This window comes from Tardiphaga sp. 709, assembly GCF_032401055.1.
In the GTDB taxonomy this organism is placed as follows: Bacteria; Pseudomonadota; Alphaproteobacteria; order Rhizobiales; family Xanthobacteraceae; genus Tardiphaga.
This window is the reverse complement of the sequence record NZ_CP135529.1, coordinates 3,879,397-3,895,269: the sequence shown is the minus strand read 5'-3', so window position 1 is coordinate 3,895,269 and position 15,873 is coordinate 3,879,397. Positions and strand designations below refer to the sequence as shown.

The window sequence follows — 15,873 nt, the reverse complement described above, 5'->3', positions numbered from 1 at the left end:
CTCAGGCCCCCCAGACAGTCTTCAGGAGATTGACCCAGTTCTTGCCAATGACGGCCTCGATGCGTGAGGCCTTCCAGCCGCGCTTCTCCATAGCGGCCGTGAGATTCGGCCATTCGCCGATAGTCCTGATGCCTTCGGGATTGATGACGTCGCCGAAATTAGTGAGGCGACGGCCATATCCCTTGTCATGGGTGATCCAGTCGAAGAATTCCTGGCCATAGCCCTGCGTGAAGTCGGTGCCGATGCCGACGCTGTTCTCGCCGCAGATATCGATGACGTATTCGATCGCCTCGACATAATCGTCCACAGTCGATGCCGGACCGCGCTTCAGGAAAGGTGGGAACATGGTGACGCCCACAAAGCCGCCGTGATCGACGATGAAGCGCAGCTGCTCGTCGGACTTGTTGCGCGGATGCTCCTTCAAGCCGGCTGGCAGGCAGTGCGAATAGGCAACCGGTTGCTTGGAGGTGAGGATGACGTCTTCGCTGGTCTTCGATCCGACATGCGACAGGTCGCAGAGGATGCCGAGACGATTCATCTCGGCGACGACCTCACGGCCAAAGTCGGACAAACCACCGTCCTTGGACTCGTAGCAGCCGGTGCCGACCAGGTTCTGCGTGTTATAGGCCATCTGGATGATGCCGACGCCGAGCTCCTTGAACAGGCCGAGATAGCCGATCTGATCTTCGATACCGGTGACGTTCTGCCAGCCCAGGATGATGCCGGTCTTGCCTTCTTCCTTGGCCTTCAGGATGTCAGCGGTGGTGTAAACTTGCTTGAGGATGTCGTCGTTGTCTGCGAACCAGCGCTTCCACTTGACCACATTGCGCATGGTAGCTTCGAAGCCTTCCCAGACGCAGCAAGTGCAGTTGGCGGCGGTCAATCCGCCCTTGCGCATGTCCTCGAAGACCGGACGCCCGAAATCCGAGATGATCAATCCATCGACGACGATGGCGCTTTCATGGATGGTTGAGGACATGACGTTTCCTTTCAGATGATAGTCTGACTTTTCGTTGTAATGCGGCGGCCATATCAGCTAGCGCGACGTTCTTTCTGATCAGTGCGCCCCGCCAAAGTAAGCGCTCTGGACTTCCTCGTTCTTTGCCAGCATCTCGGAATCGCCCTGGACGATAATCCTGCCCTGCGACAACACATAACCGTAATGGGCGATGGCGAGGGTCTGGTTGACGTTCTGCTCGACCAGGAGGACCGTCACGCCGGTTTCGTTGAGCCGGCGCACGATGTTGAAGTTCTCCTGCACGAACAGCGGAGACAGGCCCAGCGACGGCTCGTCGATGATCAGAAGCTTGGGATCCGTCATCATTCCGCGGCCGATCGACACCATCGCCTGCTCGCCGCCGGACATGGTGCCGGCAAGCTGCTTGGCGCGCTCTTTCAGTCGCGGAAACACCTCATACACCTTGCCAAGGCGCGCTTTGACTGTCTTCTCGGCATTGACGAGATAGGCGCCGACCCGAAGATTCTCTTCGACCGTCATCTTCGCGAAGATCCGTCGCCCTTCGGGAATGCAAGCAATCCCGAGACCGACGATCTCGTGGGTCGCCATCTGATCGAGCGTCTTGCCTTCGAAAGCGATGGAGCCGGCACGCGGCGGCGTCAGCCGCAGAATTGAGCGGATCAGCGTCGACTTGCCGGCACCATTGGAACCAAGGATACAGGTGATCTTGCCCGGCTGCACGTCGATCGAAATGCCGGATAGCACGTCGGCCCGATCATAGGCGGTGAAGATGTTCTCGACTGTGAGATGACCGCTCATGCTTGCCCCAGATAGGCTTCGCGGACCACAGGATCAGCCGCGACGTCACGGAATTTGCCTTCGCAGATCTTCTTGCCGTAGTTCAGCACGACGCAGCGATCGGTGACTCGTTCAATCAAGCCCATTTCGTGCTCAACAATGATTATCGTGAGCCCGCCGAGCGATTTGCGGATGCCGAGAATTTCATCCACCACCTGATCCGTCTCGTCATGGGTCATGCCGGCAGACGGTTCATCGAGCAGCACAAGCTTTGGCTTGCCGATCAATGCGCGGCAAATCTCAACCCTGCGCCGATCAATCATACCGAGCGAGATCGCCGGATCGAACAGTTTGTCCGGCAGCGCGGTATTGAAGACGCGCAGCAGTTCGCGAGCTTCCTCCGCGATCTTCCGCGCTTCCGCAGCGAATGCTTTCCGCTGCACGATATTGTGCCAAAGGCCATTGTTCAGCGTTCGCTGCGCACCCAGCGCAATATTGTCGAACACCGACAGCGACAGGCACAGGCGTGATCGCTGGAACGTACGCGACAGGCCATAAGATGAGATATTGTGAGCCTTCTCGCGGGTGATGTCGATGTCACCCAGCAAGATCTTGCCTGCACTTGCGGAATAGACGCCGCTGATCACATTGAGAAACGTGGTCTTGCCCGAGCCGTTCGGCCCGATCAGTCCGAGCACTTCGCCATTGTGGACGTCAATGTTCAGCTCATTAAGTGCGAACAGGCCGCCGAAACGGACCGTCAAGCCGCGGCTCTCGAGCAGCACGTCGTTAGACAAGCTCGTCATGCGCTTGCCTCCGTGTGCAGTTTCCGGACCCGGCGCGCCACGAGGCCGTCCGGGCGCATGGTCAGGATCGCGATGACGAGGACGGCATAGAAGATGAGCCGGTATTCCTGGATGAACTGGAGCTTTTCGGGCAGCAGGACGACGATCAGCGCCGCCGGCAACACGCCCCAGCGATTGCCGATGCCGCCAAGGATGACGATGGACACCATCACCAGCGAGTCGCCGAATGTGAAATTCGCGGGCGCGATGAACCCCGTCATTTTCGCATAGACCGCCCCCATCAGGCCGGCCAGAAAGTTACCGAGCGTGAATGCCAGCACTTTCCAGTAAGCTATCTTCAGTCCGAAAACGGATGCTGCGGTCTCATCGAGGCGCACCACATCGAACCAGACACCGATCCAAGAGCGGTCCAGCAATCCGACAAAGATCATCGCCAGCGCCGTCAGAATGCCCGTCAGAATCACGTAGTTCACATAGGACGACAGCATGAGGCCGAAGATATGGATGTCATTGGTGAAGTCCCAGCCGAACAGATTGATACCGGGAAGCTTCAGGCCTTGCGGACCGCCAAAGAAGTCATTCGCATCGAGAAAGACGTTGAACATTACGCCGAACGCCATGGTCGTCAGCGCGCCGTAATGCCCGCGGGTGCGCAGCACCGGGAGGATGAGCAGCGAGCCGATGAGGACCGCGACCAAGCCGCCGCAGACCAGAACCAGCGCATCGGGCAGACCGCCCTGCTGCCCCAGCATCGCCGCGGTATATCCGCCGGTGCCGGCGAAAGCTGCGGCTGCAAAGTTGGTCAGGCCAGCATAGCCCATCTGCACAGTGAGGCCGAGGCAGATGGTCGCGTAGATCAGCACAGTTGCCAGCATCAGCAGGCCGAAATTGTCGTCGCGCAACACGAAGATGACGGCGAGCGAGGCCAACGTAAGCAGGCCGCGCAGCAGCCAGGGATTTTCCGAAGCGGCGACTTCCGTCGCGGCGACGCCTCCGAACCGGGCGGCGCAGAAGCAGACCGCAGCTGTGATCACCAATGCGGCACCGAGCAATTTCTGGTTTTCGATCATGACCAGCGCCGTGAGCGCCACTGCAGCGAAGGCCACTGCAACAAACAGCGGCCACACCGGCACCCGTGCAAGCGTCCGAGAGGTCGGCGTCATACCCGCTCGCTCCCGCGCTCGGCGAGAAGCCCGGTCGGCCTCCAGGTGATGAGGACGATGATCAGCACGAAAGCAAACACGTTCTTGTAGTCACTCATCGACGGCATCGCGGCAACGACGAAAGTCTGCAGCCCCGCGAACAGATAGCCGCCGATGATCGCGCCCCAGATATTGCCGAGACCGCCGACGATCGCAGCCGTGAAGCCGATCACCGCCAGCAGCAGGCCCATGCTGTAGTTGATCTCGCTGTAATACAGCGCATAGATCATGCCAGCGAAGCCAGCGGTGATGGAGCCCAATGCGAAGGTCAGCGGGATGATGCGACCGAAATCGATCCCCATCACACGTGCCGTTTCGGTGTCTTCCGCGACCGCACGCATCGCGAGGCCGAATTTGGAGTGATTGATGATCCAGTAGACGGCGCCGATCGAGGCGGCGCCGGCAATGATCAGGATGATGGCGTCGGTGCGGAAGAACGACGGACCGATATTGAAGCCACCGGCCGGCAGCAACTCCGGAAAGCGCTGCGGATTGGTGCCGTTAGGAAAGAACAGCCGGATGGCTTCACGGATCGCCGTACCGACCATCATCGTCATCAGCAACATGTTGAGCGGCGGCGCATTCCGCAGCGGCATGATGAGAAAATGTGAAATGCCGGCGCCAACCACCGCGGTCAGTGCCATTGCCACGCACAGTGCGACGATGAACTGCAGCGGCACCGACAGTCCCAGCGCGTTCGCCGCCCAGACAGCGACGAGGCCTCCGAAAGCGCCGAGCGTGAGCACGTCCCCGTGCGAGAACTTGATCACGTTCATGACGCCGAAGAAGATGGTGAACCCCATGGCGACGAGGCCATAGATCGTTCCTTGCATCAAGCCGTTCAGCAGGTGTTGACCGATCATACCCATGGGATGCCCCGACGATCCGCGCTTACGGCAGGTTCTTGAGCTTGCGCTTGCCGGACACGTATTCGCTTTCTTCCCAGACCACCCACTTGCCGTCCTGGACGACATAACTCGTGGTCAGCGGCGTGATGTTCTGGCCATGGTCGTCGAAGGTGACCGGACCGACGATGGACGGACGGTCCTTCACATCGCCAAGGTCGGCGGTGACCTTGGCGCGATCCGGCCCGACCTTCTCGATGGTTTCCATGACCAGACGGGTGGCGACATAGGCGAACGGTCCGTAAGCTTCCGGCGGTTCGGAATAGCCGGCAGCCTTGTAGGCATCCGAGAACATCTTGCCGCCCGGCATCTTGGACATCGGCGGGCTGTCGAAGAAGGTCAGCGTGCCTTCGGCGAGCTCCGGACCAGCGGCGTTGACGAAGGCGTCGCCCATGATGCCGGAATTGCCCTCTAACTGCGCGTTGATGCCGAACTTGGCCATCTGCGTGCGGAGGCGCGCGCCGAGCGGCGTCAGGCCACCAAAATAGATGACCTCCGGATTGAGCTCCTTGATCTTGGTCAGCTCGGCCGACAGATCCTGCTGATCCGGCGGGACCGAGAAGCTGCCCAGGATTTCATTACCGTTCTCGAGCGTAAACTGGGTGAAGTACTTGTTCATCGACTTGCCGTAGTCCGTGGAGTCGGCGAAGGACACGAACTTCTTGTAACCGCGTGCCTTCATGAACTGCGCGCCGATGCGGTTCTGCCCGATCAGGATGCCGCTGACGCGGTGCACTTCCGGATATTTCTTGGCATAGGTAATTTCGGGCAGCACTGCGGCCCACACGACCATCGGCATCTTGAAGCGATTGAAGATATCAACGGTAGCAATCGCGGTCGCGGAACAGTAATGCGGGATGGCGGCAATGATCGAACGATCGGACGCGATCTTGGTGACGACCTGCACGCCCACGTTGGGCTTGCACTCGTCGTCAAGCACGACGAGCTCGTACTCATATTTGGCGTTGGGCTCGGCATTCATCAGCTTCACTGCCAGTTCGGCCGAGTTGCGTCCGCCAATACCGTGAGGCGAAATAGCGCCGGTCAGCGGACCCACGAAAGCGATCTTCACCTTGTCCTTGGCGAAGGCCGCGCTGAAGCTGCCAAAGGCCAGTGGCAACACGCTCGCAACGGCCAATGCGGCCAAACCACGCTTGCTAATCGTCCCCATCGCTGATCCTTCCAGGTTGATCCAGCCTGCAACGCTAGTGGTCCGCGAATACGGCAGATAGGATGCACGCGCGCTGTTGCTTGTAGAATTGCGTCATAACTACCGAATATCGACTGCCTGTTCTTGGTTGGCGCGCCGCGCTGCTCGTCGAGACTATTTTGCGTAGCAAACACAATGATTTCCGCTGCGCTGCAAAATTCATCGCGAAGATTAAATCTTGGCCTGTCGATGCTTTTCAAACGAGCATTCGTCGTCGCATTGCGGGCGCTAGAACACCACCGTCCTGCGTCCATTCAAAAGGACACGACGCTCGAGATGAAGCCGCACGGCGCGCGCCAGAACTCGCGACTCGATGTCGCGCCCAACGGCGACAAGATCGTCCGAGGACGACGCGTGCGTCACCCGTTCGGTCTCCTGTTCGATGATCGGGCCCTCATCGAGATCCGGCGTCGCGTAATGCGCGGTAGCGCCGATGATCTTGACGCCCCTGTCGTGGGCCTGGTGATAGGGCCGCGCGCCCTTGAAGCTCGGCAGGAAGGAGTGGTGGATGTTGATGACATGACCATAGAGCTTGCTCGACAGGTCGTCCGACAGGATCTGCATGTAGCGCGCAAGGATGACCAAATCAGCGCCTTCCTTCAGATACAGCTCGTAGAGTTGCCGCTCTTGCTCTGCCTTGGTCTCGTTGCCGACGGGCCAGTGATAGTACGGGATCCCCGCCTTCTCGGCGATCGCTTCGCAGTCGCGGTGGTTTGACACGATCGCAACGACCTCGGCTTTCAGCCAGTCGACTTTGACCTGATACAGCAGCTGCTCGAGACAATGGTCCGACTTGGAGACCATGATGATCACCCGGGGACGCGACGCTGCATCGACCAGAACGGCGTTCATCTCGAATCGAGACAACACCGGATTGAGCACCGATTCCAGTATCTTTCGACTGACCGCATCCGGCGTCTCGAAAGCAATGCGCATAAACAGGCGGTTGGTCGTCCGGTCCCAGAACTGCGCGCTTTCCAAGATGTTGCTGTCGACATCGGAAATCGCCGTCGCGACGGTCGACACGATGCGCGGGCGATCCTGGCAATAGAAGGTCAGGATCCAGTTCTTCTTCGTCATCTTGCTTGTCTCGGTGGTGGATCGATCGCGCGGCTGCGATCGCTATGGGGTGAAACATGTTGGTGTGGCTGCCGCGCAGCGGGATCGGCGGACGCCTGCATCACGCGGTCCGACGATGCCTGTCGCCGCGGCATCGCGTCAGCCTTATGCCAACACCTTCGAAGATCGCCGCGATCGGCGCCTGCGGCTTGTGGATGGTGACGCGCACGGCGCTGGCGCGCGTGAACATTCGGCCCTTGGATAAATATCCCGTCGGCCTGCCCCTCTCCGAAACGCTCCATCAAGCGGCCTGATCAGGACCGATAGATCGGAAACGACGCAACCAGCTCGGCGACGCGGCCACGTGCCTTTGCCTCGACCTCCGACGCTCCCTGGTCTGGCGCGCCAGAATTCGCATCCAGGACGGCGGCAATGAGCCTGCCGACTTCTTCGAATTCACCGACGCCAAAGCCGCGCGACGTCGCGGCTGGTGAGCCGAGCCGGATGCCCGACGTGATGGTCGGCTTCTCCGGATCGAACGGGATACCGTTCTTGTTGCAGGTGATGTTCGCCCGCCCGAGCGCCGCCTCGGCGAGCTTGCCGTTCAGGTTCTTCGGCCGGACATCAACCAGCATCAGGTGATTGTCGGTGCCGCCGGTGACGATCGGATAGCCGGCCTTTGAGAGCGTGTCCGCCAGCGCGCGCGCATTGGCGACGACGTCGGCCGCATATTGACGGAACGAGGGTTGCAGCGCTTCGCCGAACGACACGGCCTTGGCGGCGATGACATGCATCAACGGCCCACCCTGCAGTCCCGGAAAAATCGCCGAATTGATTTTCTTGGCAATGTCCTCGTCATTGGTCAGGATCAATCCGCCGCGCGGTCCGCGTAGCGTCTTGTGGGTGGTCGAGGTCACCACATGCGCATGCGGGAACGGCGACGGATGGACCCCGCCGGCCACAAGACCAGCGAAATGCGCCATATCGACGAACAGATAGGCTCCGACCGCATCCGCGATGCGACGGAACGCAGCAAAATCCCAGAACCGCGAATAGGCCGAACCGCCCGCAACGATCACCTTCGGCTTGTGCTCCACTGCCAGCTTCTCGAGCTGCTCCATGTCGATGGTGCAGTCGTCGCGGCGAACGCCATAGCTGACGACATTGAACCACTTGCCCGACATGTTCGGCTTGGCGCCATGGGTGAGATGACCGCCTGCGGCGAGATCGAGACCCATGAAGGTGTCGCCGGGTTTCATCAACGCCATGAAGACGGCCTGATTGGCCTGGCTCCCGGAATTCGGCTGCACATTGGCATAGCTGCAGCCGAACAGCGTCTTGGCGCGCTCGATCGCGACCTCCTCGACTTCGTCGGCGAAGTGACAGCCGCCATAGTAGCGCCGACCCGGGTAGCCTTCGGCATATTTGTTGGTCAGCACCGAGCCCTGCGCCTGCAGCACTGCACGCGATACGATGTTCTCGGATGCGATCAGTTCGATCTCGCCACGCTGCCTGCCGAGTTCTCCAGCCAGCGACGACGAGATGGTCGGGTCCGCTTGAGCGAGATCAGTCGTGAAGAATGCCGCGAGTTCAGCTTGGGTCATGGTCTTCCCTCAACACTCTGCCAGATTGACAGCGAGACCTCCCAGCGAGGTCTCCTTGTATTTCGATTGCATGTCGCGTCCGGTCTCGCGCATCGTCGCGATCACCTTGTCGAGCGGCACCACATGGGTGCCGTCGCCCTGTAATGCGAGCGACGCCGCATTGATCGCCTTCACAGCCCCAAAGGCGTTGCGCTCGATGCATGGCACCTGCACCAGCCCGCCAATCGGATCGCAGGTCATGCCGAGGTGATGCTCCATGCCGATCTCGGCGGCGTTCTCGATCTGCTCATTGGTACCGCCGAGCACGGCCGCGAGCCCCGCCGCCGCCATCGAACAGGCCGAGCCAACCTCGCCCTGGCAGCCGACTTCCGCGCCGGAAATCGACGCATTCATTTTGAACAGCGCGCCGATAGCCGCCGCAGTCAGCAGGAACACGCGCATGTTTTCAGGTGACGCCTCGCGGCAATGGTCGCGGAAATAGCGGAGCGTGGCGGGAATGATGCCGGCCGCGCCATTGGTCGGTGCCGTCACCACCTTGCTGCCGGCCGCATTCTCCTCGTTGACCGCGATCGCATACAGACTGACCCAATCCATCACCTCATGCTGGGCGCGGCTGTTTGAACTTGCAGCGGCGAGAAGGCGCCGATGCAGTGAGGGCGCGCGGCGCTTGACGTTCAGTCCGCCCGGCAGCTGCCCCTCTTTGGTCATGCCGCGATCGATGCAGTCCATCATCACCTGGATGATGCGATCGAGCCGCTGCTCGATCTCTTCCGCCGGGAGCGACGACATCTCGTTGGCCATGACGATCTGTGCAATCGACAGACCGGTTTTTGCACCGATCTCGAGCAGCTGCTTGCCCGACCTGAAAGGATGCGGAACGGGAACGTCCTCGACAATGCCGACGACGCCGACCTGCGCTTCCAGAACGACAAAACCGCCGCCGACGGAGCACCAACGCTCGCCGTGAAGAACATGACCAGCCGCATCAAAGGCAGAAAGCGCCAGCGTATTCGGATGGGTTGGCGGCTCGGTTACGCCGTCGAAAACGATGTCATTGGCGAAATCGAACGGAATATTGCGCCGCTCGGCCACCCGCAGCGTGCCCGCCGCGCGGGCGCCATCGACCAGCGTCTCCGCTTCTTCCGGATCGATCGTTTCGGGAAACTTGCCAGCAAGACCGAGAACGATCGCCTTGTCGGTGCCATGACCGCGACCGGTCCAGGCCAGCGAGCCGAACAGCTCGACCTTCACGCGCGCGACATCCTTCAACAGACCGCGCTCCACAAGCTGGCTGGCAAACAGCGCCGCAGCCCTCATCGGTCCCATCGTATGCGATGACGACGGCCCGATGCCTATCTTGAAGAGATCGAACGTTCCAACCATCGCGCGGTCTCCAGGGCGCAGCCGGGCTGCTAGGACAGGCTTCGCGCTTCGTCGAGGTACTGCCAGACATAGGGCGCAAACGAACGCCATACATCCACATGGAACACGTGCTCTTCAGAACGTGACAGCAGAAGTGATGCCTTGCCCAGTACCGTGCGTGTGCACATCCCGACCGGGAACTCCTTGAGGGACAGGTCCAGCGGGCAGCCATGGTTCAGCACCAGCGCCGCCGTCGGCCCCGCAACCGCGATTCCGTCCGAACGATGGCTAACATCCACCAGCGAGCAAGCCTCCGCCTGCAGCGCTGCCGACATCCCGCCAAATACCTCGATCGGATCCTCGTTCACCGCCTGGAACAGCCATTCGTCCGGCCCCAGCCAATAGACCGAGCGGCCGCCGACCGCCGCGAAGCGGCAGGCCTCAAGGCTCGGCTTGACGCCAAAATGCGCCCCCGCAGCCTCGACCGCCTCGGCCTTGCCGCGAAACACCAGCTTCGCCGCATCGGGAAGAATCGAGAGCGTCGTGGCGGTCGCAGCAGTCGTGCCAGACGACTGCATCGGGGACAACGCGTTCGAACGCATGACCGCGGGACTAAGCATTCAAACGTTCCCCCTTCGGATCGAACAATATCGAGTCGACGACTTTCGCCTTGATCACACCGTCCGGCATCGGGATCGAGAGCTCCTCACCCATCCGCGAGCGACCACCGCGAACGAGTGCCAGCGCGATCGAGCGGTTCAGCGTCGCACTCCAGTAGGCGGAGGTGACATGTCCGATCATCGGCACCGGGATCGGATGGGTCGGATCGAGCACGACTTGGGCGCCCTCTTCGAGGACCACCTTGGGATCCGTCGTCAGCAACCCGACCAGTTGCTTGCGGTCTTCCCTGACCAGCGCCGGCCGCGACAGCGAGCGCTTGCCGACGAAATCCCGCTTCGCCTTGCCGACCGCCCAGCCGAGGCCGGCGTCATCGGGCGTCACCGTGCCGTCGGTTTCCTGACCGACAATGATGTAGCCCTTCTCCGCGCGCAGCACGTGCATAGTCTCGGTACCGTAGGGCGTGATCCCGTAGGGCTTGCCCGCCGCGAAAATCGCTTCCCAGACCGCCCGGCCATAGCCGGCGGGAACGTTGACCTCGAAGCCCAGTTCGCCGGTGAACGACACCCGGAACAGCCGCGTCGGCACGCCGCAGACGCGTCCTTCGCGGACGCTCATATGCGGCATGGCATCGGCCGACAGATCGATGCCCTCGACCAGCGGCTCCAGCACCTTGCGCGCATTCGGCCCCTGCAAGGCAATGACGGACCACTGCTCGGTGGTCGAGGTGAGCCACACTTCGAGGTCCGGCCATTCGGTCTGGAGGTAGTCCTCCATCATGGACAGCACGCGGGCCGCCCCGCCGGTCGTCGTCGTGACGTGGAAACGATCAGTTGCCATGCGGCCGACGACGCCGTCATCCATGATGAAGCCGTCTTCGCGCAGCATCACGCCATAGCGCAGCCGGCCTGGCTCCAGCTTGGTCCAGGCATTGGTGTACATGCGATTCATGAATTCGGCGGCGTCCTTGCCGACGATCTCGATCTTGCCGAGCGTTGAGGCATCGAAGATGCCGACCGACTCGCGCGTCGCCTTGCATTCGCGCGCGACGGCAGCATGCATGTCCTCGCCCACCTGCGGGAAATACCAGGCGCGCTTCCAGACGCCGACATCCTCGAACTGTGCGCCCTGGGCTTCGGCCCATGGATGGATGCTGGTCTTGCGCACGGGATCGAACAGATCGCCACGCGATTGGCCGGCAAAGGATCCGAAGGTCGTCGGTGTGTAAGGCGGCCGGAACGTGGTCAGGCCGACCTTCGGCACTGCGACATCGATCTGCTTCGACACGACACCGAGGGCGTTCATGTTGGACAGCTTACCCTGGTCGGTGGCCATGCCGGTGGTCGTATAGCGCTTGACGTGCTCGATCGACCGGAACCCCTCGCGGGTCGCGAGCCGGACATCCTTGGCCGTCACGTCGTTCTGGAAATCGACCCAGGCCCGCTTTTCCGCCTGATGATCGGTCATCACGGAGCCGATGAACGCATCGGCACCCACCGACTGCGCGGAGACCGTATAGCTGCGCTCGCCACGCGGAGAGAAGCCGGCCTTGGCCGCAGCGTCCCGCCCCCCTTGGCGCCGCTTTCGATGACGCTTTCGAGCGCGAACAGTCCCTTGCACGCCCCGACCGACCGCTCGCGCTCGACCGACTCGCCCGGCACATAGGCCCGCAGCTCTTCGCTGTAGCTGAGCTTGCCGCGGCTCTGCGAGAACAGATGCACCGACGGGGTGAACCCGCCGGACATCAGGATGAGATCGCAAGCCACCGTCTCGGCATCGCCGCCCTGCGCGTTGGAGATCTGCGCCGACTTTACCCGCAGCCAGCCCGACGTGCCGCGAACGATGCTGTCGGAGCGGACCTTGATGCCTTCGGCGCGCGCCTTGTCGACCCAATGGCCCGACACGCTCTTGCGCAGATCCACGATCACCTGGATCTTGGCTCCGGCTGCCTTGAGGTCCAGCGCCGCGCGATAGGCGCTGTCGCAGGCGGTGAACACGACCACCTGCTTGCCCGGCACCACGCCGTACCGATTCACATAGGTCCGGGCAGCATCGGCCAGCATAGTGCCCGGCCGGTCATTGTCGGTGAAGACGAGCGGCCGCTCGATCGCGCCGGCGGCCAGCACGACTTCCTTGGCCCTGACCTGCCAGAGCCGCTCACGCGGCTGGTTCGCCGCGGGATTGCTGAGATGATCGGTGACGCGCTCGTTGAGACCGACAAAATTGTGCGGATACCAGCCGAACGCCGTCGTGCGCGACATCAGCTTCACATTGGAGCACTTGCGCAATTCATCGAGCGCCGCGCGCGCCCATTCGGCGGCCTGCATGCCGTCGATCGATGCCGAACGATCGGACAGCAGCGAGCCGCCCATCTCCGCCTGCTCGTCGCACAGGATCACGGTGGCATCGCTGTTGCTGGCTTCGATGGCCGCGGCAAGTCCTGCAGGTCCGGCGCCGACGATCAGCACGTCACAATGCGCAAATACCTGCGTATAGCGATCGGCATCCGGCTCGGCTGGCGCCTTGCCGAGACCCGCCATCCGCCGGATCACCGGCTCATAGAGCTTCTTCCAGGCCGCGCGCGGCCACATGAAGGTCTTGTAGTAGAAACCCGCAGGCAGGAAAGCCGAGAAATATTCGTTGAGGAAACCGGCATCGGTCTCAAGCGACGGCCAGCGATTCTGGCTTTCGGCCACCAGCCCGTCATAGATCTCGACCTGGGTCGCGAGCAGGTTCGGCGTATAGCGCGACTGGGTCGCACCCACACCGACCAGCGCATTCGGCTCTTCCGAGCCGGCGGAGACGAAGCCGCGCGGCCGGTGATACTTGAACGAACGGCCGACCAGATGCACGCCATTGGCGATCAACGCAGAGGCCAGCGTGTCGCCGGCCAGGCCCTGATACGACTTTCCGTCGAACGTGAAATGAACTGCGTTGCGTCTTTCAGCGCCGTCGCCGCGCCGCACGCGATACGTATCCGTCATGGCTTGGCCCCCTGATGTTCGGCTTCGGGGCGCTCGCCCATGCGATAGGTGCGCTTGATGACGTCCGTGGTCGTGTCGCGGCTGGCATTGAAGAAACGGCCGCAGCCATTGGCGTGCCGCCAACGCTCGTGATGCAGCCCCTTGGTGTTGTCGCGCATATAGAGATAGGCGGCCCACTCGTCGTCAGTGAGGCTCATCGGGTCGGCCGGGCGGGCGATATGCGCCTGCCCGCCATTGGCGAATTCGGCCTCCGGGCGCGGCCCGCAATAGGGGCAATTGATCAAGAGCATCTCGTTTTCCCCGCTATCAATGCGCCACGGCGGCCGCAGCCGCTTCGTCGATCACGGCGCCATCGCGGAATCGCTCGATGGTGAACGGCGCATTGATCTTGTTCGGCTCATCCTTGGCGATCGTGCTGGCGAACACCTCCCCCGATCCCGGCGTCGCCTTGAAGCCGCCGGTGCCCCAGCCGCAATTGACGTACAGCCCGGATACCGGCGTCTTCGCCACGATCGGCGAGCGATCCGGCGTGACATCGACGATGCCGCCCCAGTTGCGCAGCATGCGCAGGCGCCGGAACGCCGGCACCAGTTCGCAGATCGCATCCAGCGTATGATTGACGATGTGCAGGCCACCGCGCTGCGTATAGGACGTGTAGACGTCCGTTCCCGCGCCGATCACCATCTCGCCTTTGTCCGACTGCGAGATATAGGCGTGGATCGTGTTCGACATCACCACACAGGGGAAGATCGGCTTGACCGGCTCGCTGACCAGCGCCTGCAGCGGGAAGCTTTCCAGCGGCAGGCGCACGCCGGCCATATTCATCACCGTGCTGGTATTGCCGGCCGCGACGACGCCGATGCGCTTCGCATTGATGCTGCCGCGCGTCGTATCGACGCCGACCACCTCGCCGGTCGGCGCGCGGCGGATGCCGGTGACTTCGCAATTCTCGATAATATCCACGCCGAGCGCGTCAGCAGCGCGGGCATAGCCCCAAGCCACAGCGTCGTGGCGCGCCGTGCCGCCGCGGCGCTGCAATGCGCCGCCAAGGATCGGATAGCGCATGGACCCGCCGACATTCAGCGGCGGACAGAATTCTTTGCATTCCTCCGGCGACAGCCATTCATTGTCTATGCCGTTGAGACGGTTGGCATGAACGTGTCGCTTGAAGCTCTGCACGTCGTGAATGTTGTGCGCTAGCATCAAGACGCCGCGTGGTGAATACATGACATTGTAATTCAGTTCCTGCGACAGCCCTTCCCACAGTTTGAGGGCGTGCTCGTAGATCCCGGCGCTTTCGTCGAACAGATAGTTCGAACGAATGATCGTGGTGTTCCGGCCAGTATTGCCACCGCCGATCCAGCCCTTTTCGAGAACGGCAACGTTTTTGACGCCGTAGCGGCTAGCCAGGTAGTAAGCCGTTGCAAGCCCGTGGCCACCACCACCGACGATGATGACGTCATAGCCCGGCTTCGGTTCAGGCGAACGCCACTGTCGCTGCCAGCCGGCATGACCGGTCAGCCCTGCCCGTAGTAATGAAAGCGCTGAAAATTTCTGCATTGCTGTCCACGTTGTGATTGGACGGAGCCTACAACTCGCTGCCGCTTCGCGGCCAGCATCAGCCCGCCAATCATGTTGGATCAGAGCGACATCGGAACGCCGCGGGTTTGCAAAGCCCCGACACGAAACACGTAGATTTGCGACAAGCCGCCCGGCTTCGCTCGCCAGGGTCTCGAATTCGCGACGTATCCATGCGACACGGATCGCTGCCATGTAGACAGGACGGCATGCCCCGGGCGCACGCAGTCCCGCCCTCGACGATCAAGGACACGCAGGATGAGCATAGAGCGCAGCGACGAGATTCTTCAGTATCTCAAAGACAAGTCGATCGTGGTGGAGACGTTCGAACACCCGCCCGTGCATACGGTGGAAGAGTCGCGTGCGCTGCGCGGCGACATTCCCGGCATTCACACCAAGAACTTGTTCCTCCGCGACGGCAAGAAGCGGTTCTTCCTGTTCGTCACCGACGAAGCCGCGACCGTACACCTGAAGTCGCTGGCAAAGACGATCGGCGCCAAGGGCGGACTGTCATTTGGAAGCGCGGAAGCCCTGAAGGAATTGCTTGGCATCGAACCGGGATCGGTCTCGATTCTGGCGCTCTACAACGATGCCAATCAGGCGGTCACGCCCGTCATCGATGCGCGCTTGCGGTCGGCGGAGCGCATCAATTGCCACCCCATCATCAACAGCCGCACGACATCGCTGTCGGTCAGCGCACTCGACGCATTTCTTGCCGCGATCGGCCGCGAAGCGCAGTTCGCAACGCCAGAAGAGCCGCCATCCGCCGGCTAACCCTCCTGCGCCGCA

The 15,873-nt window shown here is 61.7% G+C and carries 13 protein-coding genes and 2 pseudogenes; 1 reads left to right on the top strand and 14 read right to left on the bottom strand.

Annotation, left to right across the window (positions count from 1 at the left end; all coding sequences use genetic code 11):
- Nucleotide 1 precedes the first annotated feature (1 nt).
- The 14 genes and pseudogenes from RSO67_RS19055 to RSO67_RS18990 all read right to left on the bottom strand — a co-directional run bounded on the left by RSO67_RS19055 (nt 2) and on the right by RSO67_RS18990 (nt 15,066).
- A complete protein-coding gene (locus RSO67_RS19055) occupies nt 2-979 on the bottom strand; it encodes a dipeptidase (protein WP_315840112.1) in 978 nt (325 codons plus the stop codon).
- Nucleotides 980-1,057: 78 nt separating this feature from the next.
- Nucleotides 1,058-1,777 (bottom strand): ABC transporter ATP-binding protein, encoded by a 720-nt coding sequence (locus RSO67_RS19050; RefSeq protein WP_315840111.1) that lies wholly within the window; start codon nt 1,775-1,777, stop codon nt 1,058-1,060.
- Nucleotides 1,774-2,562: an ABC transporter ATP-binding protein gene (locus RSO67_RS19045; protein ID WP_315840110.1), complete on the bottom strand. Its 789-nt coding sequence runs from the start codon at nt 2,560-2,562 to the stop codon at nt 1,774-1,776. Before RSO67_RS19045 ends, RSO67_RS19050 begins: the two co-directional genes overlap by 4 nt.
- On the bottom strand, nt 2,559-3,725 hold the full coding sequence (locus tag RSO67_RS19040) for a branched-chain amino acid ABC transporter permease (protein ID WP_315840109.1): 1,167 nt from the start codon (nt 3,723-3,725) through the stop codon (nt 2,559-2,561). The genes RSO67_RS19045 and RSO67_RS19040 overlap by 4 nt, the downstream gene beginning before the upstream one ends.
- Nucleotides 3,722-4,633 (bottom strand): branched-chain amino acid ABC transporter permease, encoded by a 912-nt coding sequence (locus RSO67_RS19035; protein ID WP_315840108.1) that lies wholly within the window; start codon nt 4,631-4,633, stop codon nt 3,722-3,724. The genes RSO67_RS19040 and RSO67_RS19035 overlap by 4 nt, the downstream gene beginning before the upstream one ends.
- Before the next feature lie 22 nt (nt 4,634-4,655).
- Nucleotides 4,656-5,840: a branched-chain amino acid ABC transporter substrate-binding protein gene (locus RSO67_RS19030; RefSeq protein WP_315840107.1), complete on the bottom strand. Its 1,185-nt coding sequence runs from the start codon at nt 5,838-5,840 to the stop codon at nt 4,656-4,658.
- 267 nt (nt 5,841-6,107) lie between these two features.
- Complete coding sequence (purU, locus tag RSO67_RS19025) at nt 6,108-6,959, bottom strand: formyltetrahydrofolate deformylase (RefSeq protein ID WP_315840106.1); 852 nt, start codon at nt 6,957-6,959, stop codon at nt 6,108-6,110.
- A gap of 100 nt (nt 6,960-7,059) precedes the next feature.
- Nucleotides 7,060-7,185, bottom strand: a pseudogene (locus tag RSO67_RS30525) (dihydroneopterin aldolase); the annotation flags it as partial.
- A gap of 67 nt (nt 7,186-7,252) precedes the next feature.
- Nucleotides 7,253-8,542, bottom strand: a complete 1,290-nt coding sequence (glyA, locus tag RSO67_RS19015) for a serine hydroxymethyltransferase (protein ID WP_315840105.1) — start codon at nt 8,540-8,542, stop codon at nt 7,253-7,255.
- A 9-nt stretch (nt 8,543-8,551) separates the two neighbouring features.
- Nucleotides 8,552-9,925 (bottom strand): L-serine ammonia-lyase, encoded by a 1,374-nt coding sequence (locus RSO67_RS19010; protein WP_315840104.1) that lies wholly within the window; start codon nt 9,923-9,925, stop codon nt 8,552-8,554.
- Between the two features lie 29 nt (nt 9,926-9,954).
- Entirely contained in the window at nt 9,955-10,524 is a 570-nt protein-coding gene (locus RSO67_RS19005) for a sarcosine oxidase subunit gamma (protein ID WP_315840103.1), read from the bottom strand.
- Nucleotides 10,517-13,506 (bottom strand): annotated as a pseudogene (locus RSO67_RS19000) (sarcosine oxidase subunit alpha). Before RSO67_RS19000 ends, RSO67_RS19005 begins: the two are co-directional and overlap by 8 nt.
- Nucleotides 13,503-13,796, bottom strand: a complete 294-nt coding sequence (locus RSO67_RS18995; RefSeq protein WP_068737808.1) for a sarcosine oxidase subunit delta — start codon at nt 13,794-13,796, stop codon at nt 13,503-13,505. The pseudogene RSO67_RS19000 and the gene RSO67_RS18995 overlap by 4 nt, the downstream one beginning before the upstream one ends.
- A gap of 16 nt (nt 13,797-13,812) precedes the next feature.
- Nucleotides 13,813-15,066, bottom strand: a complete 1,254-nt coding sequence (locus RSO67_RS18990) for a sarcosine oxidase subunit beta family protein (protein WP_231078505.1) — start codon at nt 15,064-15,066, stop codon at nt 13,813-13,815.
- A 276-nt stretch (nt 15,067-15,342) separates the two neighbouring features.
- Here RSO67_RS18990 and RSO67_RS18985 point away from each other — a divergent pair, with 276 nt between their 5' ends.
- Nucleotides 15,343-15,858 (top strand): prolyl-tRNA synthetase associated domain-containing protein, encoded by a 516-nt coding sequence (locus tag RSO67_RS18985; RefSeq protein ID WP_315840102.1) that lies wholly within the window; start codon nt 15,343-15,345, stop codon nt 15,856-15,858.
- Nucleotides 15,859-15,873 lie beyond the last annotated feature (15 nt).

Bases quoted from the DNA above. Each gene is read 5' to 3' on its own strand.
- RSO67_RS19050 (WP_315840111.1), bottom strand. From the start codon at position 1,777: ATGAGCGGTCATCTCACAGTCGAGAACATCTTCACCGCCTATGATCGG.
- RSO67_RS19035 (WP_315840108.1), bottom strand. From the start codon at position 4,633: ATGGGTATGATCGGTCAACACCTGCTGAACGGCTTGATGCAAGGAACG.
- RSO67_RS19045 (WP_315840110.1), bottom strand. From the start codon at position 2,562: ATGACGAGCTTGTCTAACGACGTGCTGCTCGAGAGCCGCGGCTTGACG.
- RSO67_RS18990 (WP_231078505.1), bottom strand. From the start codon at position 15,066: ATGCAGAAATTTTCAGCGCTTTCATTACTACGGGCAGGGCTGACCGGT.
- RSO67_RS19055 (WP_315840112.1), bottom strand. From the start codon at position 979: ATGTCCTCAACCATCCATGAAAGCGCCATCGTCGTCGATGGATTGATC.
- RSO67_RS19030 (WP_315840107.1), bottom strand. From the start codon at position 5,840: ATGGGGACGATTAGCAAGCGTGGTTTGGCCGCATTGGCCGTTGCGAGC.
- glyA (WP_315840105.1), bottom strand. From the start codon at position 8,542: ATGACCCAAGCTGAACTCGCGGCATTCTTCACGACTGATCTCGCTCAA.
- RSO67_RS19010 (WP_315840104.1), bottom strand. From the start codon at position 9,925: ATGGTTGGAACGTTCGATCTCTTCAAGATAGGCATCGGGCCGTCGTCA.
- purU (WP_315840106.1), bottom strand. From the start codon at position 6,959: ATGACGAAGAAGAACTGGATCCTGACCTTCTATTGCCAGGATCGCCCG.
- RSO67_RS19040 (WP_315840109.1), bottom strand. From the start codon at position 3,725: ATGACGCCGACCTCTCGGACGCTTGCACGGGTGCCGGTGTGGCCGCTG.
- RSO67_RS19005 (WP_315840103.1), bottom strand. From the start codon at position 10,524: ATGCTTAGTCCCGCGGTCATGCGTTCGAACGCGTTGTCCCCGATGCAG.
- RSO67_RS18995 (WP_068737808.1), bottom strand. From the start codon at position 13,796: ATGCTCTTGATCAATTGCCCCTATTGCGGGCCGCGCCCGGAGGCCGAA.
- RSO67_RS18985 (WP_315840102.1), top strand. From the start codon at position 15,343: ATGAGCATAGAGCGCAGCGACGAGATTCTTCAGTATCTCAAAGACAAG.